General features: G+C 74.7%; 22 protein-coding genes. 17 read left to right on the top strand and 5 right to left on the bottom strand.

The genetic code is table 11. The annotated features are described in order from the left end of the window. Positions 1-3: 3 nt before the first annotated feature. Entirely contained in the window at positions 4-855 is an 852-nt protein-coding gene (locus AH6_RS21960) for an ABC transporter ATP-binding protein (protein WP_083983319.1), read from the bottom strand. A 236-nt stretch (positions 856-1,091) separates the two neighbouring features. Here AH6_RS21960 and AH6_RS46710 point away from each other — a divergent pair, with 236 nt between their 5' ends. Genes AH6_RS46710 through AH6_RS21945 form a run of 4 tightly spaced genes read left to right on the top strand, consistent with a single transcriptional unit; the run spans position 1,092 to position 4,184 of the window. After that, the gene (locus AH6_RS46710) at positions 1,092-1,220 is read left to right on the top strand and encodes a hypothetical protein (RefSeq protein WP_281180272.1); all 129 of its coding nucleotides are present in this window, start codon (positions 1,092-1,094) and stop codon (positions 1,218-1,220) included. After that, positions 1,205-2,311, top strand: a complete 1,107-nt coding sequence (locus tag AH6_RS21955) for a glycosyltransferase family 4 protein (protein WP_067482788.1) — start codon at positions 1,205-1,207, stop codon at positions 2,309-2,311. The genes AH6_RS46710 and AH6_RS21955 overlap by 16 nt, the downstream gene beginning before the upstream one ends. Then, positions 2,308-3,549 (top strand): sensor histidine kinase, encoded by a 1,242-nt coding sequence (locus AH6_RS46020; RefSeq protein ID WP_157431622.1) that lies wholly within the window; start codon positions 2,308-2,310, stop codon positions 3,547-3,549. The genes AH6_RS21955 and AH6_RS46020 overlap by 4 nt, the downstream gene beginning before the upstream one ends. Further along, positions 3,537-4,184, top strand: coding sequence for a response regulator (locus tag AH6_RS21945; protein WP_245679412.1), 648 nt, complete (start codon positions 3,537-3,539; stop codon positions 4,182-4,184). Before AH6_RS46020 ends, AH6_RS21945 begins: the two co-directional genes overlap by 13 nt. Here the strand turns inward: AH6_RS21945 and AH6_RS21940 are convergent. Continuing rightward, positions 4,159-5,478 (bottom strand): cryptochrome/photolyase family protein, encoded by a 1,320-nt coding sequence (locus AH6_RS21940; RefSeq protein WP_067482785.1) that lies wholly within the window; start codon positions 5,476-5,478, stop codon positions 4,159-4,161. The two genes, AH6_RS21945 and AH6_RS21940, sit on opposite strands and share 26 nt — an antisense overlap. A gap of 122 nt (positions 5,479-5,600) precedes the next feature. On the opposite strand from AH6_RS21940, the gene AH6_RS21935 reads away from it, so the two are divergent. The 3 genes from AH6_RS21935 to AH6_RS21925 all read left to right on the top strand — a co-directional run bounded on the left by AH6_RS21935 (position 5,601) and on the right by AH6_RS21925 (position 8,341). Beyond that, positions 5,601-6,524 carry a MerR family transcriptional regulator gene (locus tag AH6_RS21935; protein WP_067482867.1) on the top strand — a complete coding sequence of 308 codons (924 nt, stop codon included), beginning with the start codon at positions 5,601-5,603 and terminating at the stop codon, positions 6,522-6,524. Positions 6,525-6,701: 177 nt separating this feature from the next. Continuing rightward, positions 6,702-7,265 (top strand): RNA polymerase sigma factor, encoded by a 564-nt coding sequence (locus AH6_RS21930; protein ID WP_083983318.1) that lies wholly within the window; start codon positions 6,702-6,704, stop codon positions 7,263-7,265. A gap of 65 nt (positions 7,266-7,330) precedes the next feature. Continuing rightward, a complete protein-coding gene (locus tag AH6_RS21925; RefSeq protein WP_083983328.1) occupies positions 7,331-8,341 on the top strand; it encodes a YbgA family protein in 1,011 nt (336 codons plus the stop codon). On the opposite strand, the gene AH6_RS21920 is transcribed toward AH6_RS21925, so the two are convergent. Then, a complete protein-coding gene (locus AH6_RS21920; RefSeq protein ID WP_067482784.1) occupies positions 8,338-9,123 on the bottom strand; it encodes an enoyl-CoA hydratase-related protein in 786 nt (261 codons plus the stop codon). The genes AH6_RS21925 and AH6_RS21920 overlap by 4 nt on opposite strands. A 348-nt stretch (positions 9,124-9,471) precedes the next feature. On the opposite strand from AH6_RS21920, the gene AH6_RS42630 reads away from it, so the two are divergent. The 9 genes from AH6_RS42630 to AH6_RS21880 all read left to right on the top strand — a co-directional run bounded on the left by AH6_RS42630 (position 9,472) and on the right by AH6_RS21880 (position 17,122). Further along, the gene (locus AH6_RS42630; protein WP_083983317.1) at positions 9,472-9,639 is read left to right on the top strand and encodes a DUF3117 domain-containing protein; all 168 of its coding nucleotides are present in this window, start codon (positions 9,472-9,474) and stop codon (positions 9,637-9,639) included. A 137-nt stretch (positions 9,640-9,776) separates the two neighbouring features. Next, a complete protein-coding gene (locus AH6_RS21915) occupies positions 9,777-11,249 on the top strand; it encodes a leucyl aminopeptidase family protein (RefSeq protein WP_067482782.1) in 1,473 nt (490 codons plus the stop codon). Between the two features lie 125 nt (positions 11,250-11,374). Next, a complete protein-coding gene (locus AH6_RS21910; RefSeq protein WP_218005901.1) occupies positions 11,375-12,907 on the top strand; it encodes a molybdopterin-dependent oxidoreductase in 1,533 nt (510 codons plus the stop codon). 35 nt (positions 12,908-12,942) lie between these two features. Further along, the gene (locus AH6_RS21905; RefSeq protein WP_067482780.1) at positions 12,943-13,557 is read left to right on the top strand and encodes a fasciclin domain-containing protein; all 615 of its coding nucleotides are present in this window, start codon (positions 12,943-12,945) and stop codon (positions 13,555-13,557) included. Positions 13,558-13,601: 44 nt separating this feature from the next. Next, entirely contained in the window at positions 13,602-14,189 is a 588-nt protein-coding gene (gene sigK / locus AH6_RS21900) for an ECF RNA polymerase sigma factor SigK (RefSeq protein ID WP_067482778.1), read from the top strand. Next, on the top strand, positions 14,186-14,917 hold the full coding sequence (locus tag AH6_RS21895; RefSeq protein WP_067482776.1) for an anti-sigma factor: 732 nt from the start codon (positions 14,186-14,188) through the stop codon (positions 14,915-14,917). Before sigK ends, AH6_RS21895 begins: the two co-directional genes overlap by 4 nt. A 186-nt stretch (positions 14,918-15,103) precedes the next feature. After that, the gene (locus AH6_RS43930) at positions 15,104-16,003 is read left to right on the top strand and encodes a hypothetical protein (protein WP_067482775.1); all 900 of its coding nucleotides are present in this window, start codon (positions 15,104-15,106) and stop codon (positions 16,001-16,003) included. Position 16,004: 1 nt separating this feature from the next. Beyond that, positions 16,005-16,424 carry a phage holin family protein gene (locus AH6_RS21885; protein WP_067482773.1) on the top strand — a complete coding sequence of 140 codons (420 nt, stop codon included), beginning with the start codon at positions 16,005-16,007 and terminating at the stop codon, positions 16,422-16,424. Then, positions 16,400-17,122 (top strand): DUF3618 domain-containing protein, encoded by a 723-nt coding sequence (locus AH6_RS21880; RefSeq protein WP_067482771.1) that lies wholly within the window; start codon positions 16,400-16,402, stop codon positions 17,120-17,122. The genes AH6_RS21885 and AH6_RS21880 overlap by 25 nt, the downstream gene beginning before the upstream one ends. A 20-nt stretch (positions 17,123-17,142) precedes the next feature. On the opposite strand, the gene AH6_RS46705 is transcribed toward AH6_RS21880, so the two are convergent. Both AH6_RS46705 and AH6_RS21870 read right to left on the bottom strand, forming a co-directional pair. Further along, positions 17,143-17,775: a hypothetical protein gene (locus tag AH6_RS46705; protein WP_067482769.1), complete on the bottom strand. Its 633-nt coding sequence runs from the start codon at positions 17,773-17,775 to the stop codon at positions 17,143-17,145. 7 nt (positions 17,776-17,782) lie between these two features. Then, positions 17,783-18,385: an O-methyltransferase gene (locus tag AH6_RS21870; protein ID WP_067482767.1), complete on the bottom strand. Its 603-nt coding sequence runs from the start codon at positions 18,383-18,385 to the stop codon at positions 17,783-17,785. A 210-nt stretch (positions 18,386-18,595) separates the two neighbouring features. Here AH6_RS21870 and sigE point away from each other — a divergent pair, with 210 nt between their 5' ends. Further along, positions 18,596-19,219: an RNA polymerase sigma factor SigE gene (gene sigE, locus AH6_RS21865; RefSeq protein WP_067482765.1), complete on the top strand. Its 624-nt coding sequence runs from the start codon at positions 18,596-18,598 to the stop codon at positions 19,217-19,219. Positions 19,220-19,265: the final 46 nt, after the last annotated feature.

Raw genomic sequence — 19,265 nt, 5'->3', positions numbered from 1 at the left:
GGTTCAGCCCTCCATCCGGCGCATGCTGCGTTCCGTCAGGAGGGGCGACCCCCCTGACCCCCCGGCAAGCGCTGCGCGCCATTCCTCGCTTCGCTGCGGATGGCGCGCATGGACCTCGTCGATGCCGGGCGATGCCAGCTCGTCCACGATCCGGCCGTCCGCCAGGAACAACACGCGATCGGCGTGCGCGGCGGCGGCCGGGTCGTGGGTGACCATGACGACCGTCTGGCCGTAGCCGTCCACGGCCTGGCGCAGGAAGCCCAGCACCTCCGCGCCCGCGCGCGAGTCGAGGTTGCCGGTGGGCTCGTCGGCGAACAACACCTCGGGACGGGTGAGCAGTGCGCGTGCGACGGCCACGCGCTGCTGCTGGCCGCCGGACAGCTCGGACGGGCGGTGGCCGAGGCGTTCGCGCAGGCCGAGGGCGTCCACGACGGTGTCGAACCACTGCCGGTCGGCGCGGCGGCCCGCCAGGCGGCCGGTGAGGCGGATGTTCTCCTCGGCGGTCAGCATCGGCAGCAGGTTGAACGACTGGAACACGAAGCCCAGGCGGTCGCGGCGCAGCCGGGTCAGGCGCGTGCGCGACAGCGCGGTGATGTCCACCCCGCCGATCAGGACGCTGCCGCCGCTGACCGCGTCCAGCCCGGCCAGGCAGTGCAGGAACGTCGACTTGCCGGAGCCGGACGGGCCCATGATCGCGGTGAACTGGCCGCGCCGGACCTCCGCCGACACCCCGCGCAGCGCGGCGACCGCGCCGTCCCCGGTCCCGTAGACCTTGGTCACGCCGGACGCGACCGCCACCGGCCGGTCGTCGGCGGGCGGACGCGCCGTCCGGGCCCTCTGCTGTGCTCGTGTCATGCCCTCCAGCCAAGCGACGGGCGGCTTCGGGCACAGTGACGCGCACTGGAGATCTTGTACTGGGGACAGCCCTACCTCCACTCCGGTGGAGGCCGGGGGTAGGGCTGGCCCTACCTCAGGTCGGCGGCCAGACCTAGAGATCCGGGCGCGCCGCCCCGCTTCGCTGAGAACAAGCGAAAAAGCAGCTCAGCGGTAGGGGTGACATGGCGACGGCACGACTTTCCAACCCTCCTGCGGTGTTGCCGACGCTCGGGTTGCTGCTCGCCGCCGTTCTGATGCCCGCCACCCGGTGGGGCTACCTCGTCTACCCGGCCGTGCTGGCGTGCTGGGCGCACTTCGGAGGACGCGCATGCCGCGCTGCCTGATCATCACCAACGACTTCCCGCCCCGGCAGGGCGGCATCGAGACCTTCGTGTACGAGATCGCCCGGCGCTTCCCGCCCGGCGAGGTCGTCGTCTACACCTCCGCCGAGCCCGGGGACCGCGCGTTCGACCGGACGCTTCCGTTCCCCGTGGTGCGCGACCGGGCCCGCACGTTGCTGCCCACGCGACGCGTGGCGCGGACGGCGCGGGCGCTCATCGCGCGGTACGGGTGCGACCGGGTCTGGTTCGGGGCCGCCGCGCCGCTGGGCCTGCTGGCCGGACGGCTTGGCCTGCCCTCGGTGGCCACCACGCACGGCCATGAGGTGTGGTGGGCGGCGGTTCCGGGCGCGCGGCAGATGTTGCGGAGCATCGGTGAGCAGGTGGACGTCGTCACCTACCTGACGGCCGACAGCCGGGCAAGGATGGCGGGCGCGTGGGGGCCTGGGGTGACGCTCGAACGGCTCGTGCCTGGCGTGGACGCCGACGTGTTTCGGCCCCGTGGGAGTGACGTTCGGCGCGCCTATGGGCTGGGGGATCGGCCGCTCATTCTGAGTGTGTCGCGGCTTGTCGCGCGTAAGGGGCAGGACCGGCTGATCCGCGCTATGCCGATCGTCCGGGCCTTTGTGCCCGACGCGATGCTGCTGATCGTCGGCTCAGGGCCCCAAGACTTCTGGTTGCGCGGTCTGGCCGGGAAGCTCGCGCCTGACGCGGTGCGCTTCGCGGGCGGGCTGCCGCACGCCGAGCTGCCGGGCTATTACGCCGCCGCCGACGTGTTCGCCATGCCGTGCCGCGACCGCAGGTTCGGCCTGGAAACCGAAGGGCTCGGCATCGTCTTCCTGGAAGCCGCAGCGGCGGGCCTGCCGGTGCTGGCAGGCCGTTCCGGCGGCGCGCCCGAGGCCGTGCGGGACGGCGAGACCGGCCTCGTCACCGACGACTCCGTGCCCGAGATCGCCGCCAAGCTCGTCACGCTCCTGACCGAACCCGGCGCGATGGGCGCCAAGGGCCGCGCGTGGGTGCGGGACGAGTGGGGCTGGGACCGGTCGGCCGAGCGGCTTCGTCACCTGCTGGATCGGTCCCATACGGTCAAGGCGTGACACAGCGGACGGTGTGGCGGGCGATGGCGGGCAACCCGCTGCGCTTCGTCTGCTCGTCGTGGCCCTGGCGGTCGGTGCTGTACGTGGCGACCGGGCCGCTGGTCGGCGCGCTGTGGGCGGTGCTGGTGGTGACGCTGGCGATAGCCGGGGTCGTGCTGGCGCCGGTGGTGGTCGGCGTGGCGCTGCTGGCTGGCATCCCGCTGTCGGCCGTTGGGCTCGCGGCGGTGGAGCGGCGGCGGTTGCGCCTGGTGGACTCGCGCCCCGCGCCGTCCCCGCACCGGCGGCCCGCGCAGGCCGGGTTGCGGGCGTGGGCGGCGTTCCGGCTGCGCGAGACGGCGACCTGGCGCGAGCTGGGATACGCGCTGCTGGCGGTCGCGCTGGGGATGGTGGACGTGGTGGTCGCGTTCACGTTCGTCGTGGGATCGGGCCTGGCGACCGCCTCCCCGATGCTGGTCGAGCAGGGCGATCAGATCCAGTTCGGGTCCGGCGGCACCGTGGACGAACCGGGCGAGGCGTGGGCGCTGGCCGTCGTCGGTGTGGGGCTGATCGTCGTGACCCTGTACGCGCTGAGCACGCTCGCCGGGGCCCGCGCGGCGCTCGCCCGCACACTGCTGGTGCGGCCGGTGGAAGAGGAGCTGGTCGAGGTGCGCGCCTCGCGGGCGCGCATGGCCGACGCGTTCGAGGCCGAGCGCCGCCGCATCGAGCGCGACCTGCACGACGGCGCGCAGCAGCGCCTCACCGGGCTGATCATGACGCTGGGCCTGGCGAAGCTGGACTCCGGCGCGCCCGAGCTGATCGGCAAGGCGCAGGACGAGGCGCGCGCCGCCCTCGCCGAGCTGCGCGACCTGGTGCGCGGCATCCACCCGTCGGTGCTGACCGACCGGGGCCTGCGCGCGGCGGTGGAGTCGCTGGCCGAACGTTCCCCGGTCCCGGTGGAGGTGGACGTGGAGCTGCCCGACCGGCCGCCTGAGGGGACCGAATCGGCGGCCTACTTCGTCATCGCCGAAGCGCTCGCCAACGTCGCCAAGCACAGCGGCGCTACGCGGGCGCGCGTCGTCGTACGGCCTGGCCTATGCGTCGAGGTCCACGACGACGGCACGGGCGGCGCGCGCGTGGACGGAGGCACCGGCTTGCAGGGCCTCGCGGACCGGGTCGCCGTCTACGACGGGTCGGTGCGGCTGTCCAGCCCGCCGGGCGGCCCTACGATCCTGCAAGTGGAGATCCCGTGCGAATCGTGATCGCCGAGGACTCGGTCCTGCTCCGCGAGGGCCTGAGCCAGATCCTGGCGCGCTTCGGCCACGAGGTGGTCGCGGACGTCGGTGACGCCGCCGACCTGGCGGCGGCGGTGGACGAGCACGAGCCGGACGTCGTGGTGACCGACGTGCGGATGCCGCCCGGATTCCGCGACGAGGGCCTGCGGGCCGCGCTGGCGCTGCGCGCGAAGCGGCCCGGCCTGCCGATCCTGGTGTTGTCGCAGTACGTCGAGCAGTCCTACGCCGCCGACCTGCTGGAGACCGGCGGCGGCGTCGGCTACCTGCTGAAGGACCGGGTGGGCGAGGTCGCCGAGTTCGTGGCGGCGCTGGAGCGGGTCGCGGCGGGCGGCACCGTGATCGATCCGGAGGTGGTGCGCGGGCTGCTGGCGCGGCGGCGCGCGGACTCGCCGCTGGAGCGGCTGACCGAGCGCGAACGCCAGGTGCTGGCGCTGATGGCCGAGGGCCGCTCCAACGGCGCCATCGCCCGTGCGCTGACGGTCAGCGAGGCCGCGGTGGTCAAGCACGTCGGGTCGATCTTCACGCGGCTGGACCTGCACCAGACGCCCGAGGACCACCGCCGGGTGCTGGCGGTGGTCACCTTCCTGCGGGCGGCTCGATGACCGGCGGCGGGTAGTCGATCCCGCCCCGCTCGTCGGGCGGCAGCCGCCAGGGCCGGTGCGGGTCGGGGACGTCGGCCAGCTCGGGGACGTAGCGGCGCACGTACTCGCCGCGCGGGTCGAAGCGGGCGGCCTGCCGCAGCGGGTTCAGCACGCGGTCGGGCCGGGGGTTGTTGCCGGTCCCGGCGACCCACTGCCAGTTGCCCGCGTTGTCGGCGAGGTCGCCGTCCACCAGCCAGCGGTCGAAGTGCGCGAGGCCCTCGCGCCAGTCCACCTTGAGGTCGCGGGTCAGGAACGAGGCGGTGATCATCCGGGCGCGGTTGTGCATCCGGCCCTCGCGCAGGAGCTGGCGCATCCCGGCGTCCACGATCGGCAGGCCGGTGCGGCCCTCGCGCCAGGCCTCCAGGGCGTCGGCGTCGTCGTGCCAGCCGCCGCCCCGGGGGCGGTAGTCGCGGGTGCCGATCTCGGGGAACGCGGCGGTGACCTGGTGGTGGAAGTCGCGCCAGGCGAGCTGGCGCGCGTACGGCTCCCCGTCGGGACGGCGCAGCGCCCCGGCGGCCAGCTCCAGCGGCGACACGCAGCCGAAGCGCAGGTGGGGGCTGAGCCGGGAGGTCCCGTCGGCGGCCAGGGCGTCGTGCACGCCGTCGTAGTCGGCCAGGTGGTCGTCCAGCCAGGCGCGGACGCGGGCGCGCCCGCGCCGCTCGCCGCCCTTGGCCAGCTTGGGCGAGGTGTCCTTGGCGAACGCGGCGGCGATGTCGTCCAGGGTGGCCTTGTCGGCGGGCGGATCGGACAGCGGCACGCGCTTGGGCGGCGGGACGGCCGCGCGCCAGGACGTGGCGGACCACGCCCGCCAGTACGGCGTGAAGACCTTGTAGTGGTCGCCGCCCGCCGGGGTGACCTCGCCCGGCGGCACCACCGTCAGCCCGGGATGCCCGACGACCTCGGCCCCCTCCGCTCCGCACAGCTCTTCCAGGCGGGCGAGGCGACGCCGCGCGTACGGGCTGACGTCGTCGGCGAGGAAGACCGCGTCCGCGCCCGTCTCGCGCGCCAGCCGCGCGGTCTCGACGGCCGGGTCGCCGCGCCTCAGCACCAGCCCGCCGCCGCGTCGCCGCAGCTCAGCGCGCAGATCGTCTAGGGCGTCCAGCAGGAAGCGGGTCCGGTTGGGGGAGCGGGCGAGCAGCGCGTCGTCGAAGACGAACAGCGGCACCACGCGCCGCGCCCGCTCGCACGCCGCCGCCAGGGCCGGGTTGTCGTGCACCCGCAGGTCGCGGGTGAACAGCATGATTACGGTGTCCATCACCCCTGTCTTCGCGGCGGCGGCCGTCGCCGGTTGCAACCTCTCCGGCGGTCCCGTGCGAAGGTCGGGAGAGGGCTCTAATCTTGGGCGACCTGTGGAGCCCGGACGGATGGGACGGTCACGTGGGCCAGGAATGGGGCTGGGGCGTCGGCGCGGTCGCGCGCCGCGTGGGCGTGGCCGCCTCGACCCTGCGCACCTGGGACCGCCGCTACGGCATCGGCCCGAGCCGCCACAGCCCCGGCGGGCACCGCCGCTACGACGAGCGCGACGTGGCCCGGCTGGAGCTGATGGTCCGGCTGGTGCAGGAGGGCGTCCCACCGGAGGAGGCCGCCCGCGCCGCGCTGGCCGCCGACGAGACGGCGCTGGCGGCCGGACCGCCGCGCCCCGCCGCTGACGAGCCCCGGCCGGAGCCCGGCCCCGTGGCGAGTGCCGCCACCCCGGCCGGACGTGCGCTGATGCGGTCGGCGCGGGCGCTGGACGCGCGGGCGATGCGCGAGCAGATCGAGACCGCGCTGCGCCGCGACGGCGTCGAGCACACCTGGCAGGAGCTGCTGGCCCCGGCGCTGATCGCGATCGGCGAGCGGCACGCGGCGTCCGGGGCGCTGGTCGAGGTGGAGCACCTGCTGTCGGGCTGCGTGCAGAACGCGCTGGCCTCGGAGATCGCGCTCGCCGAGCCGCCCGACACCGCCCGCCCGGTGCTGCTGGCCTGCGCCGCAGAGGAGCAGCACAGCCTGCCGATCCACGCGCTGGGCGCGGCCCTGGCCGCCGAGCGCGTGGCGGTGCGGGTGCTGGGCGCGCGGGTGCCCGCCTGGTCGCTGGCCGACGCGATGCGGCGGCTCGGCCCGGCGGTGGTGTTCGTGTGGTCGCAGATGCCCGAGACCGGCGACCCCGCCGCGCTGGCCGAACTGCCCGGCGGACGGCCCCCGGCGCACCTGCTGGTGGGCGGTCCGGGCTGGCCCGGCGACCGGCTGCCGCCGGAGGCGCGGCTGGTGGGCAGCCTGCCCGAGGCGCTGAAGGAGATCCGCGCCACCTTCGGCCGCGGCTGACCCGGCCGCGCTCCCGCCCTGCCCGGTCCGCCCGGTCCGCTCGTTCTGTCCCGCCCGGCTCGCCCGGTCCGTCCCGCGCGCCCGTTTTCCTGCCCGCTCTTTTGCCGGGAACGGGTTGTGTCCCTCCCCGTTCCCGGGTATGAACAAGTTTTGAACAGCTTTCCACGGGAGGGCCGCATGGAGCAGGGGCCGGGCACGACGGCGGGAACACCGGGCCGGAGGGGGCCCGATGACCCCGCGTCCCTGGCCGCCCGGCTGGCGGACGGCGACGAGTCGGCGCTGGCCGGGTGCCAGGCCGTGCTCGGCCCCCTGGTCCGCCGCCACCTGCGGCACCGGGTGCCGCCCGACCTGCTCGACGACGTCGTGCAGTCGGTGCTGGTGGAGTTGTGGCGCTGCCGGGACCGCTTCGACCAGGCGCGCAGCTTCGAGGCGTGGACGCTGACCATCGCGCGCCGCCGCGCGGTGGACCACCTGCGCGCCCGGCCCGCGCCCGCGCTACCGCTCACCGGGGCGGCCGAGCGTCCCGCCGCCGACGACACCGCCGAGCGGGTCGCGCGCGAGCAGGACGTGCGGCGCGCGCTGGCCGCGCTGCCCGCCACGCAGCGCGAGGCGATCGCGCTGGCCTACTTCGGCGACCTGACCCAGCGCGAGATCGCCCAGCGGCTCGGGACGCCGCTCGGCACCGTCAAGGCGCGCACCGCCCGGGGGCTGCACCGGCTGAGCGTGCTGCTGTCGGCGTGAGGCCGTGGCATGAAGCCGTGGCAAGAGGTCGTCGGCATGAGGCCGTCGGCATGAAGGGGGAGACCATGAGCGGCGGTACCACCGTCGGCCGGCCGGAGCGGCTGCGCGACAGGCCCACGCCCATCCCGCGCCCGGAGAGCCTGCGGCCCCGGATCGCGGTGTCGAGCTGCCTGCTGGGCGAGCCGGTGCGCTACAACGGCGGCCACAGCCGCAACCGGTTCCTCACCGAGTCGCTGAGCGCGTACGTGGACTGGGTGCCGGTGTGCCCGGAGATGGAGATCGGCCTCGGCGCGCCCCGCCCGACGCTCCGGCTCACCACCGACGACGGGCCGGTGCGGATCACCACCAAGGACCGGTCGGCCGACCACACCGACGCCATGGTCGCGCTCGCCGAGCGGCGGGCGGCCGAGCTGCCGGAGCTGGAGGGCTGGATCCTGAAGTCCCGCTCGCCGAGCTGCGGGCCGCGCGGGGTGTCGCGCTACCGCAAGGACATGCCGGTGGACCGGCGCGGCGTGGGCGTCTTCGCCGCCGAGCTGGCCGAGCGCCGCCCGCTGCTGGCGATCGAGGAGGACGGGCGGCTCAACGATCCGGTGCTGCGCCGCCACTTCGTCGAGCGGATCTTCGCGCACGCGCGGCTGCGCGCGCTGTTCGAAGGCGGCTGGACGCCGGGCGAGCTGGTCGCCTTCCACTCCGCGCACAAGCTCCAGATGCTCGCTCACGACCCGGCCCGCTACCGGATCGCGGGCCGGGTCGTCGCGCAGGCCGGGGCGCGGCCCCCCGCCGAGCTGGAGCGGGAGTACGCCGAGGTGTTCAGCCGGGCGTTCGCCGTCCGGCCCCGGCGGGGCCGCCACGTGAACGCGCTGCTGCACGTCTACAGCCCGATGGCCCGCCACCTGGACGAGATCCGGCGGCTCGACATCACCGGCGTCATCGACGCCTACGGGCGGGGCGAGGTGGACCTGGACGTGCCGATGACGCTGCTGCGGCACCACGCCCGGGGCGAGGAGATCGCCTACCTGGACGCCCAGACCTACTTCGAGCCGTTCCCGGCCGAACTCGCCCCGCTGCTGCGCTAGCGGCCCTCGAACTCCGGCTTCTGCTTCTTGAGGAAGGCGGCCGTGGCGTTGTGGTGGTCGGCGGTCTTCTCGCACAGGTCCTGGAGTTCGGCCTCCTTCTCCAGCGACGAGGCCAGGTCGTGGGTGGCGGCGTGGTCCAGGGCGGCCTTCACCGCGCCGTAGGAGACGGTGGGGCCCGCGGCCAGGCGGCGGGCCAGCTCCGTCGCGGCGGGGACCAGCTCGTCCGGCGGCACGACCCGGCTCACCAGGCCGAGTTCCAGCGCCCGCGGGGCCTTCACCGGCTCGGACAGGAGCAGCAGCTCGGCGGCCTTGGCGCGGCCCACCAGGCGCTGGAGCGTCCACGACATGCCCGAGTCGGGGGCCAGGCCGATGGTGGTGAAGGAGGTGACGAAGGTGGCCTTCTCCGAGGCGACCACCAGGTCGCAGGCGTAGGCCAGCGCCGCCCCGGCCCCGGCCGCGACGCCGTTGACGGCCGCGACGACGGGCTTGGGCATCCCGGCGATCGCCCGCACGACCGGGTTGTAGTGCCGCCGCACGGTGTCGTCCAGGCCCTTGCCCGCCGCCAGGTTGTCGGCGTGCTCGCGCAGGTCCTGCCCGGCGCAGAAGGCCCGGCCCGCGCCGGTCAGCACGACCGCGCGCACCGCCGGGTCGGTCGCCGCGCGCTCCACCGCCGCGCCGAGCGCGACCTTGGTCTCCAGCGTCAGCGAGTTCATCGCGTCCGGTCGGTCGAGTGTGATTGTCGCCACACTGTCGGTCACGTCGTACCGCACGGTCTCAGACATCCTCGTCCTCGCAATCGTCCAGCGCCGGGTCACGGTGCGTACCCAGGCAACGATCGAGGACGGGGCGGGCTGAGGGCAAGAGGCGCGGCGCGGGCCGCCTGCGCGCGGACAAATTTCGCAATAAGGGCGTTTTCTCCGACGCGTCGAAGATCATTGTCAGCCGGGGCGAACGGGGCCGAAGCCGCCCGCATCCCCGCACTCTCGTGATCTGGATGCTGATCGTTACCACTTCGCGCCCGGAAGACGAGATAATGGACCACTACTGATGACGCGGATGCTGACAGGCGGCCACGCGGCCAACGGGGCCCGGCGGCCCCGCGCGGCCCTAGGCAGGAAGGGGATGCACGCATGGCGGCGATGAAGCCGCGGACGGGAGACGGTCCGCTCGAAGTGACCAAGGAGGGGCGCGGCATCGTCATGCGCGTCCCGCTGGAAGGTGGCGGCCGCCTGGTGGTCGAGCTCTCCGCCGACGAGGCCAAGGACCTGGGCGCGGCCCTCAAGGAAGTGGTGGGCTGACGCCCGCCGCGCCGTGAGCGGCGCGGGCTCCGACAGCGGTGACGGTCCCGGCGGTGCCGCCGGGACCTTCGCCGTATCAGCACCAACGTTAAGACGCAGCGCACGCAAGTCGCCAGACGTTCCAATCAGGGGGATCAATGCCGATCGAGACCCGGGTGCGCGCCGTGGGCGGCCGCCTCTCCGAAGCCGCGGCCGAGCTGGGCGCCGACGTCGCGGCGGTGCCGGTCGGAGCGGGTCCGGCCGCGCCGGCCGCCGAGATCGCGAGCCTCCTGCCGTTCTCGCTGGACGAGCTGCTGGCCCTGCACAAGGGCAAGGGCGAGCCCGGCGAGGTCATCGCCACCCAGGTCAAGGCCGGTGACCGCCTGATCGAGCTGCTGCTGTACGGCATCGGCGCGGGCACCCCCGCCGACCTGCGCAAGGCCGGTGCGGCGCTGGCCCGGCGCGGCAGGGGACGCGGCGTGCTGGCCGCGGGCGTGCCCGACGGCGACCCGGCGGCGCTCGCCGCCTTCGCCGAGGGCGCGCTGCTGGCCTCCTACACCTTCAAGATCGGCGAGGCCCCCTCCCGGGGCCCGCTGGGCACCCTGGCCGTGCTGACCGAGGGCGGCCCCGAGGCCGCCGCGCCCGTGCTGGAGCGCGGCGCCGCCCGCGCCGAGGCCACCGCGCGGGCCCGCGACCTGGCCAACACGCCGTCCGGCGAGAAGGACCCGTCCTGGCTCGCCGCCCGCGCCCAGGAGATCGCCGACGCCCACGGGCTGACCGTGCGCGTCCGCGACGAGAAGGAGCTGGCCGAGGGCGGCTTCGGCGGCCTGCTGGCGGTGGGCTCGGGCTCCCCGCGCCCGCCGCGCCTGATCGAGCTGTCCTACGACCCGGGGAACGCCGACCGGCACGTCGTGCTGGTGGGCAAGGGCATCACCTTCGACAGCGGCGGCCTGTCGCTCAAGCCCAACGACAACATGAAGGCCATGAAGACCGACATGGCCGGGGGCGGCGTCGTCCTCGCGGTCATGGGCGCGCTGCGCGGCCTCGGCGTGCGGGCCCGCGTCACGGGCCTGGTCGCGGCGGCCGAGAACATGCCGTCCGGCTCGGCCATGCGCCCCGGCGACGTGATCACCCACTTCGGCGGCACCACCTCCGAGGTCCTCAACACCGACGCCGAAGGCCGCCTGGTGCTGGGCGACGCGCTGGCCTACGCCGACGCCGAGCTGGACCCCGACGTCGTCGTGGACGTCGCGACCCTGACCGGCGCGGCCAAGCTGGCGCTGGGCCTGCGCCACGGCGCGCTGTTCGCCAACGACGACGCCCTGGCCGCCGCGCTGACCGAGGCGGGCGGCACGGCGGGCGAGCCGCTGTGGCGGCTGCCGCTGATCGAGGACTACCGGCCCGCGATCACCTCGGACGTGGCCGACATCGCCAACATCGGCCGCCCCGGCTACGGCGGCGGCGCGATCACGGCGGCGCTGTTCCTGCGCGAGTTCGTGGGCGAGCGCACGTGGGCGCACCTGGACATCGCGGGGCCGGGCCGCGCGGCGTCGGACGACGCGGAGATCACGCGCGGCGCGACGGGCTACGGGACACGGCTGCTGCTGGACTGGCTGGCCCAGGAGGGCTGAGCCGGCGGACGCGCTCTCGGCGAAGGCCCTGACCCCGCTCCTTCCATCGCGCTGAGCCGCCGAGCCGCAAAAAATTCTCACCGTCCGCCACCCATCCTTAACTCCGCGCGCTCCGAATCCCCTGTGTGACGGATGAAGAGAAGCGCCCCGGACCGCTCCGCGCGGTGCTGGCCGGCGTGCTCGCGGGGGCCGTGGCGCTCGGCGTCGCCGAGCTGGCCGCCGCCTTCGTCCGGCCGCAGGCCGCGCCGCTGATCACGGTCGGCGGCGCGGGGATCGACCTGACGCCCGAGTGGCTGAAGGACTTCGCGATCCGCACCTTCGGCACCCACGACAAGCAGGTCCTGCTCGGCGGGCTGCTGGCCGGGGTGATCGTCCTGGCCGGGATCCTGGGGCTGGTGGGGCGGGCGCGGCGCCTTCCCGCCGTCGTGGGGTTCGGGCTGTTCGGCCTGCTCGGCGTTGTTGCGGCGCTGAGCAGGCCGGACGCCCGACCGGCCGACACGATCCCGGTGCTGGTGGGGACGGCGGCGGGGATCGCCGCCCTGCTGTTCCTGCTGCGCGCCGCACGACCTGCCGCCGACGAGGCCGGGACGGGCGCGCAACGCCGCGTCTTCCTGGCCGCCGCCGGTGGCACGGCGGTGGCGGCGGCGTCCGCCGGGGCCCTGGGGCGGGCTCGGAACGCCCGGCGCGACGTCGCCGCCATCCGGAACGGCGTGCGGCTGCCCAGGCCCGCCAGTCCCGCGCCCCCACTGCCCGCAGGCTCTGACCTGCGGATTCCCGGGCTGACGCCGTTCACCACCCCCAACAACGACTTCTACCGCGTGGACACCGCGCTGGTGCTGCCCCAGATCGATCCCGCCCAGTGGACGCTGCGCATCCACGGCATGGTGGACCGGCCCGTCGAGCTGTCCTTCGACGACCTGCTGCGCCGCCCCCTGCTGGAGCGCGACATCACGCTGACCTGCGTCTCCAACGAGGTCGGCGGCCCCTACGCGGGCCACGCCCGCTGGCTGGGCGTCGCGCTGGACGACCTGCTGCGCTCCGCCGGGGTCCAGGCGGGGGCCGACCAGATCCTCAGCCGCTCGATCGACGGGTTCACCGTCAGCACGCCGCTCGCCACCGTCCTGGACGGCCGCGACGCGCTGCTCGCGGTCGGCATGAACGGCGAGCCGCTGCCCGTCCGGCACGGCTTCCCCGCCCGCATGGTGGTGCCCGGCCTGTACGGCTACGTGTCGGCCACCAAGTGGGTCGTCGATCTCAAGGTCACCCGGTTCGCCACCGACCGGGCGTACTGGACGAAGCGCGGCTGGGCCGCCGACGCCCCGATCAAGACCATGGCCCGCATCGACCTGCCCAAGCCGCTCGCCAGCGTGAAGGCCGGTCGCGTGCCGGTCGCGGGCGTGGCCTGGGCGCAACACCGGGGCATCGAGGCCGTCGAGGTCCGCATCGACGGCGGCCCCTGGCGGCGGGCCCGGCTCGCGCCGGTGCCCCACACCGACACCTGGCGGCAGTGGGTCCTGGAGTGGGACGCCACGCCCGGCAGGCACCGGCTGGAGGCCCGTGCCATCGACGCCACCGGGGCCGTCCAGCTCGAAAAACGTGCCACGCCCTACCCCGACGGGGCCACGGGATGGCACTCGACCGTCGTCACGGTCACCTGACAACCACGCACCTGACAACCACAGAGGAGAAGATCATGAAGGCTCGTATTCTCGGCATCGGCGCGCTGTCCCTCGGCCTGGCCTTCGGGGCGGCGGCGTGCGGCGGCGACACCAAGGACGCCGCCACCGGCTCGACCGGCACGCCCACGACTCAGGCCAGCACCTCGGCGTCGGCGATGGCCGGGCCGTTCGGCCCCGCCTGCTCGGCCGTCCCGTCCTCGGGCGAGGGCAGCTTCAGCGGCATGGCCGACGACCCGGTGGCCACCGCCGCCTCGCACAACCCGGTGCTGTCCACCCTGGTCACCGCCGTGCAGAAGGCGGGGCTGGTCGACACGCTCAACTCCGCCAAGGACATCACGGTGTTCGCGCCCACCAACGACGCGTTCGCCAAGATCCCCAAGAAGGACATGGACGCCGTCCTCGCCGACAAGAAGAAGCTGACCGACATCCTCACCTACCACGTGGTGAGCGGCCGCCAGGACCCGGCGGCGCTGGCGGGCGGCAACTTCAAGACCCTCCAGGGCGGTAGCGTCACCACCAGCGGCTCGGGCGAGTCCTTCAAGGTGAACGACGCCAACGTGGTGTGCGGCAACGTGCCCACCGGCAACGCGACCGTCTACATCGTCGACACGGTGCTCATGCCGAAGTGAGCCCACGACCAATCCGGAACGGGGACGGGCGGCGAATACCCATCGTGGAGCTACCGCACGCACGTTCCCCCCGCCGGGGCGCCGACGAGCGCGACGAGCTGGCCGAGCTGGTGGGCCGGGTCGCCCGCGGTGACGAGGCCGCCTTCGCCGAGGTCTACGACCGCCTGTCGGGACCGGTGTTCGGCCTGGTCCTGAAGGTCCTGCGGGACCGGGCCCAGGCCGAGGAGGTCGCGCAGGAGGTGCTGGTCGAGCTGTGGCGCACCGCGTCCCGGTTCGACCCGGCGCGCGGCGGCGTCATGGCCTGGACGACCACCATGGCGCACCGCCGCGCGGTGGACCGGGTGCGGTCCGAGCAGGCCGCCGGCGACCGGGAGGAGCGCGCGCACCGCGCCGACGTCCCGGCGTTCGACGAGGTCACCGAGGAGGTGGAGGGCAGGTTGGAACGCGAACGGGTCCGCCGCTGCCTGGGCGGCCTCACCGAGTTGCAGCGCGAGTCGGTGACGCTGGCCTACTACGGCGGGTACACCTACCGTGAGGTGGCCGATTTGCTGGGGGCCTCGCTCGGCACCGTCAAGACTCGGATGCGCGATGGGCTGATCCGGATGCGCGACTGCCTGGGAGTGGACCGATGACGCACGCCTCCCACACCGTGCACACCCTGGCCGGCGCGTATGCGCTGGACGCCCTGTCGGACGTCGAGCGCCGTGAGTTCGAGGACCACCTGGCCGAGTGCGACACCTGCGCCCAGGAGGTGCGGGGGCTGCACGAGACCGCCGCCCGGCTGGGCGCGGCGGCGGCCGTCCCCGCGCCCGACGGGATGCGGGACCGGGTGCTGGCCACCGTCGCGCGGACCCGGCAGGTGCCGCCCCGGCCGGACGCGGCGCGCGGCGTGTTCGGCGCGCGGCGCGGCGTGGGGCCCCGGCTGCTGGCCCTCGCCGCCGCGGCCTGCCTGGTGATCATGACGGCGCTGGGCGTCGCCGCGATCCGGGCCGACCAGCGCGCCGACCGCGTCCAGGCCCAGCAGGACGAGCTGTACTCCGTCCTGACGGCCCCGGACGCCCGCGCGGTGTCCGGGACGGTCCAGGGCGGCGGCCGGGGCACGGTGGTCACCTCCCGGTCGCGCGACCGGGCCGTGGTCGCGATGAACGGGCTGGCGAACGCGCCGTCGGCCAAGGTCTACGCCCTGTGGCTGCTGGGCGCGGGCGCGCCCCGCCCGGCGGGCACGATGACCACGGCGTCCGCGCCGGTGGTGCTGGGCGGCCTGGGCGGCGCGACGCAGGTGGGGATCACGGTGGAGGACGCGCCGGGGCCGAAGGCTCCGACGCAGGCTCCGGTCTTCGCGGTGCGGCTGCCCGCCTGACCTTGCGCGAGTGCCCCCGATGCCCTCTCCAGGCACCGGGGGCACGCGTCGTTCCGGGGGGTCACTGCAAGGTCAACGGTGGCGAAGAACGCCCTATTTTTGCGCCTCGATAGCGTTTTCGCTGCTCACGGGTGTTCAGGGCGGGTAGGCGAATCAGGTCAGCACATCGACTTTTGAGGAGCCACGGTGAGCGAACACCCGCAATCGCCACCCGGGCCGGGCCGGGGGCTCGGCGAGGCCGGGCGGCACGAGGCCGCGGTCACCGCCGACCAGTCGAAGACGGCCGTCCGCGAGGTCGCCGGGACCGCCGCCCAGCAGTCCCGGACCGTCGCGGAGGAGGGCAAGGCCCAGGCGCAGCAGGTCGTGCGGGAGGTGCGCGACCGCGTCGGCGGCGAGGTGACCTCCCAGACGCAGCGGGCCGCGCAGACCCTGCGCCAGTGGTCGGACGACCTGGCCAGGATGGCCTCGGAGGCCGACGAGGACTCCCCGGCCCGCCAGGTCGTGCACCAGATCGCCGACGGTGGCCGCCAGACCGCCGACTACCTGGAGGATCGCGGCGTCGGCGGCGTGGTTGAGGAGGTCCAGAACTTCGCCCGGCGGCGTCCGGGGATGTTCCTCGCCGGTGCCGCCCTGGCCGGGTTCGCGATCGGGCGGATGGCGAAGGCGGCCAAGGCCCAGTCGGACGGCTCGGCTGATCGTGACGGTCGGCACGGTGACCGCGCTCCGGTCCCGCCGTCTCCGGTGTCCAGGCCCGCTCCGTCGCCTCCGATGCCCGCCGCCGCTCCGGCACCGCCGCCTCCGCCCCCGCCGCCCGCTCCCGTGCCGCCGCCCCATTCGCCGCCTCCGCCACCGGCGGGGCCGATGTCGCAGCCGCCGACCCAGCCGCCCGCTCAGCCACCGGGCCGGCCGCCCAACGAGCCGCCGCCTCCGCTGGGACCGCCCGCCCAGCCCCCGGCCGGTCCTCCGTCAGGGCCTCCGGCGGGGCCGCCGCCGCTGCGGCCCGACGGCGGCGTCTACCCGTCCGGGCCCGCCGTGCCCGGCAGCGGGCAGCCGGACGGTCCGCCGCCGTACGGCGAGGTGAGGTGAGATGGCCACTCCCTACTACCCGCCCGGCGAACCGCCGCCGCAGGAAGAGCCGTCCCTGGGGGAGCTGCTGGGAGAGGTCACGGCCGACCTCCAGAAGTTGTTCCGCCAGGAGATCGAGCTGGCGAAGGTCGAGCTGCGCGCCGAGGCCGTCAAGTCGGGCAAGGCCGCCGGGATGCTCGGCGGCGCGGGCTTCGCCGCGTACATGGTGTTGCTGCTGGTGAGCTTGGCCGTCGTCTTCGGCCTCGCGAACGTCATGGACGCGGGGTGGGCGGCGCTGCTGGTCGCCGCCGTCTGGGCGGTGGCCGGGGCGGTGCTGTTCACGCTCGGCCGGTCCCGGATGCGCGAGGTCTCGCCCACGCCCGAGCAGACCGTCGAAACGTTGAAGGAGGACGCGCAATGGGCTCGTCACCCGACGAGATAAGAAGCGAGATCGAACGCACCCGGGCGGAGCTGGCCGCCGACGTCGACCGGCTCGCCGAGCGGACCAGCCCGCGCCGGATCGCCCAGCGCCGCACCGAGCGCGTGCGCCACGGTCTCCATGAGGTCAAGGAGCGAGTGATGGGGAAGCCCGCGCAGGCAGGCCACGCCGTCGGCGACGCCATGGGGTCGGTGAGGGACGCGACCGGGCACGCCGCCGGGTCCGTCAAGGACGCCACCGAGCACGCCGCCGGATCGGCCAAGGAGGGCGTCGGGCACGTCGCGGAGACGGCCCGGAACGTCACCGGGCAGTCGGTCGAGGCGGTGCGGGCGGCCCCCGAGCAGGCCATGCGGCGGACGGAGGGCAACCCGCTGGCCGCCGGGCTGATCGCTTTCGGCGCGGGGCTGCTGGCCGCCACGTTGCTGCCGACCAGCCGGGCCGAGAGCCGGATGGCGCGGCAGATCGGCGAGCACGCCGACGGGGTGCCGGAGCCGCTCAAGGAGTCCGCCCAGCACATCGCGGACCAGGCCAAGGAGTCGATGTCGTCGGCGGCCCAGCACGTCAAGGAGACCGTGAGCGACGCCGTGCACACCACCGCCGACGAGGCCCGCGATCAGGGCGGGCAGGTGGCGGGGCAGGCCCGCGACTCCGCCTCGTCGGTCGCCGAGCAGGCGCGGGAGGGCCGCCACGAGGCGCACTGAGCCCCGTCCTGGCCGAGGGTTCAGCGCTTGCGGCGGTCGATGACCGGGATCTCCTTGCGCCGCCGGGCCTGCCGGACGATCTCGGGCAGCGACGCGTCCCAGCTCGCGTCGATCGGGACGCACCACGGCACCGCCGCCGCCGTGGCGGGCACGTCCGTCAGCGTCAGCGCCACCAGTTGCGGGCGCTCGGCGGTGCGGGCCAGCTCCGCCAGCTCCGGCGACGGCAGGAACACCAGGTAGTCCTGCTCGCCCCGGCGCGAGCCGTGCACGCCCCGCCGCAGCGCCGCCAGCGCCGTCACCTCCGGCCACGGCAACACCCGGTCGGCGCGGCGGGGGAGCGGCCAGCGGGCCGGACGCCGCACGCCCGCGCCGTCCAGCTCCAGGACCGGGCGGCGGGCCGCCAGGGCGCCGGACGACACCAGCAGGCCCGCGCCGAACAGGACGATCCCCACCGCGCCCAGAGCCATGAACAGCACGCTGCCCGCGCCTAGGCCCCGCATCACGCCGCCGCCCAGGAAGCCGACCGAGGCCAGCACCAGGATCAGGCAGGCCAGCACCTGCCCGGCGGCGCGCCAGGTGGGCTTCCCGCGCACCTGGAACACCGCGCCGGGCTCGGCGTCCTCGGCGTGCCCGGTGTCGGCCCGGTCCGTCACGGCGGCCTCAGTCGCGCTTGACCGCGCACAGCAGGCCGTCGCCGACCGGCAGCAACATCGGCACCAGCCGCTCGTCCTCGCGGACCAGGCGGTTCACCTCGCGGATGGCCTCGGTCTCGGGGTCGCGGTGGGCGGGGTCGGCGACGCGGTCGTGCCACAACGCGTTGTCGAAGGCCATCACGCCGCCGGGCCGCAGCAGCCGCAGCGCCGCGTCCAGGTACTCGGGGTACTCGCGCTTGTCGGCGTCGCAGAAGACCAGGTCGTAGGCCCCGTCGGTGAGGCGCGGCAGCACCTCCAGCGCGCGGCCGACGATCATGCGGGTGCGGGAGGTGCCGAGGCCCGCCTCGCGGTAGGCGAGCTTCGCCAGCCGCTGGTTCTCGTGGTCGACGTCCACGCTGGTGAGCACCGCGTCCTTGGCCATGCCCCGCAGCAGCCAGATCCCGGACACGCCGCAGCCCGAGCCGATCTCCACGACCGTCCGGGCGTTCAGCAGGGTCGCCAGGAAGCGCAGCGCCGCCCCGCCGGCCGGGCCGATGGGCATGGCGCCGACCTCCTCGCCCCGTCGCCGGGCGTTCAGAAGTGGCTCGTCTTCGGGGAGGAAATCCTCCACGTAGGCCAGGGTGGCCTGAATGGCGTCGATGGCTGCCTCCTCGCGGGACCCCCGCCTGGCTCATGCTGGAAAGACCATATCGCTGACCGGGAACCAACTGGCGTGTCAGCACGTTCTACTTGACGTCGGTCCACAACCGCCCCAGCCCAGGCGCGACCGTGTCGTTCCAAAGCGACAGCGTTGGTCATCAGAGAGGAACAACCCGGCACCATGGGAGTGGCAGCACTTACATTTAAGGGCGCTGTGGGGGTCAGCTCGCGCACGCGCGAGAACGCGCCGGAGGCAGAGTGGGCACCGCCGTCGTGGGACGAGGTGGTCCGCGAGCACTCCGCCCGCGTGTACCGCCTGGCCTACCGGCTGACCGGCAACCAGCACGACGCCGAGGACCTCACCCAGGAGGTCTTCGTCCGGGTCTTCCGGTCGTTGTCCAACTACACGCCCGGCACCTTCGAGGGCTGGCTGCACCGGATCACCACCAACCTCTTCCTCGACGGGGCGCGCCGCAGGCAGCGCATCCGCTTCGAGGGCCTGGCCGACGACGCCGCCGAGCGCCTCCAGGGCCGCGAGCCCACCCCGGCGCAGGCGTTCGACGACCGCAACTTCGACGCCGACGTGCAGGCCGCGCTGGACGCCCTGGCCCCCGAGTACCGGGCCGCGGTCGTGCTGTGCGACATCGAGGGCCTGTCCTACGAGGAGATCGCGGCCACGTTGGATGTCAAACTGGGAACCGTGCGCAGCCGCATCCACCGGGGACGGGCGCAGTTGCGCGCCGCGCTCGGCCACCGGGCGCCGCAGCGCCGTGGCGCGCGCGACGGCGTGCCGGAGAGCGCGTAGAGCAGGGAGACACCGGCGCGCGAGCGCCGGCGCGTGACGATCTGAT

Origin of the sequence: Actinomadura hibisca NBRC 15177, assembly GCF_001552635.1 — a bacterium.
GTDB classification, from domain to species: Bacteria; Actinomycetota; Actinomycetes; order Streptosporangiales; family Streptosporangiaceae; genus Spirillospora; species Spirillospora hibisca.
This window is presented reverse-complemented; position numbering and strand designations above follow the sequence as displayed.

Excerpts from the sequence above, each read along its gene's own strand:
- AH6_RS21960 (WP_083983319.1), bottom strand. The coding sequence starts at position 855 with ATGACACGAGCACAGCAGAGGGCCCGGACGGCGCGTCCGCCCGCCGAC.
- AH6_RS21955 (WP_067482788.1), top strand. The coding sequence starts at position 1,205 with ATGCCGCGCTGCCTGATCATCACCAACGACTTCCCGCCCCGGCAGGGC.
- AH6_RS21940 (WP_067482785.1), bottom strand. The coding sequence starts at position 5,478 with ATGGACACCGTAATCATGCTGTTCACCCGCGACCTGCGGGTGCACGAC.
- AH6_RS21930 (WP_083983318.1), top strand. The coding sequence starts at position 6,702 with ATGGAGCAGGGGCCGGGCACGACGGCGGGAACACCGGGCCGGAGGGGG.
- AH6_RS21925 (WP_083983328.1), top strand. The coding sequence starts at position 7,331 with ATGAGCGGCGGTACCACCGTCGGCCGGCCGGAGCGGCTGCGCGACAGG.
- AH6_RS21920 (WP_067482784.1), bottom strand. The coding sequence starts at position 9,123 with ATGTCTGAGACCGTGCGGTACGACGTGACCGACAGTGTGGCGACAATC.
- AH6_RS42630 (WP_083983317.1), top strand. The coding sequence starts at position 9,472 with ATGGCGGCGATGAAGCCGCGGACGGGAGACGGTCCGCTCGAAGTGACC.
- AH6_RS21915 (WP_067482782.1), top strand. The coding sequence starts at position 9,777 with ATGCCGATCGAGACCCGGGTGCGCGCCGTGGGCGGCCGCCTCTCCGAA.
- AH6_RS21905 (WP_067482780.1), top strand. The coding sequence starts at position 12,943 with ATGAAGGCTCGTATTCTCGGCATCGGCGCGCTGTCCCTCGGCCTGGCC.
- AH6_RS21895 (WP_067482776.1), top strand. The coding sequence starts at position 14,186 with ATGACGCACGCCTCCCACACCGTGCACACCCTGGCCGGCGCGTATGCG.
- AH6_RS21885 (WP_067482773.1), top strand. The coding sequence starts at position 16,005 with ATGGCCACTCCCTACTACCCGCCCGGCGAACCGCCGCCGCAGGAAGAG.
- AH6_RS21880 (WP_067482771.1), top strand. The coding sequence starts at position 16,400 with ATGGGCTCGTCACCCGACGAGATAAGAAGCGAGATCGAACGCACCCGG.
- sigE (WP_067482765.1), top strand. The coding sequence starts at position 18,596 with ATGGGAGTGGCAGCACTTACATTTAAGGGCGCTGTGGGGGTCAGCTCG.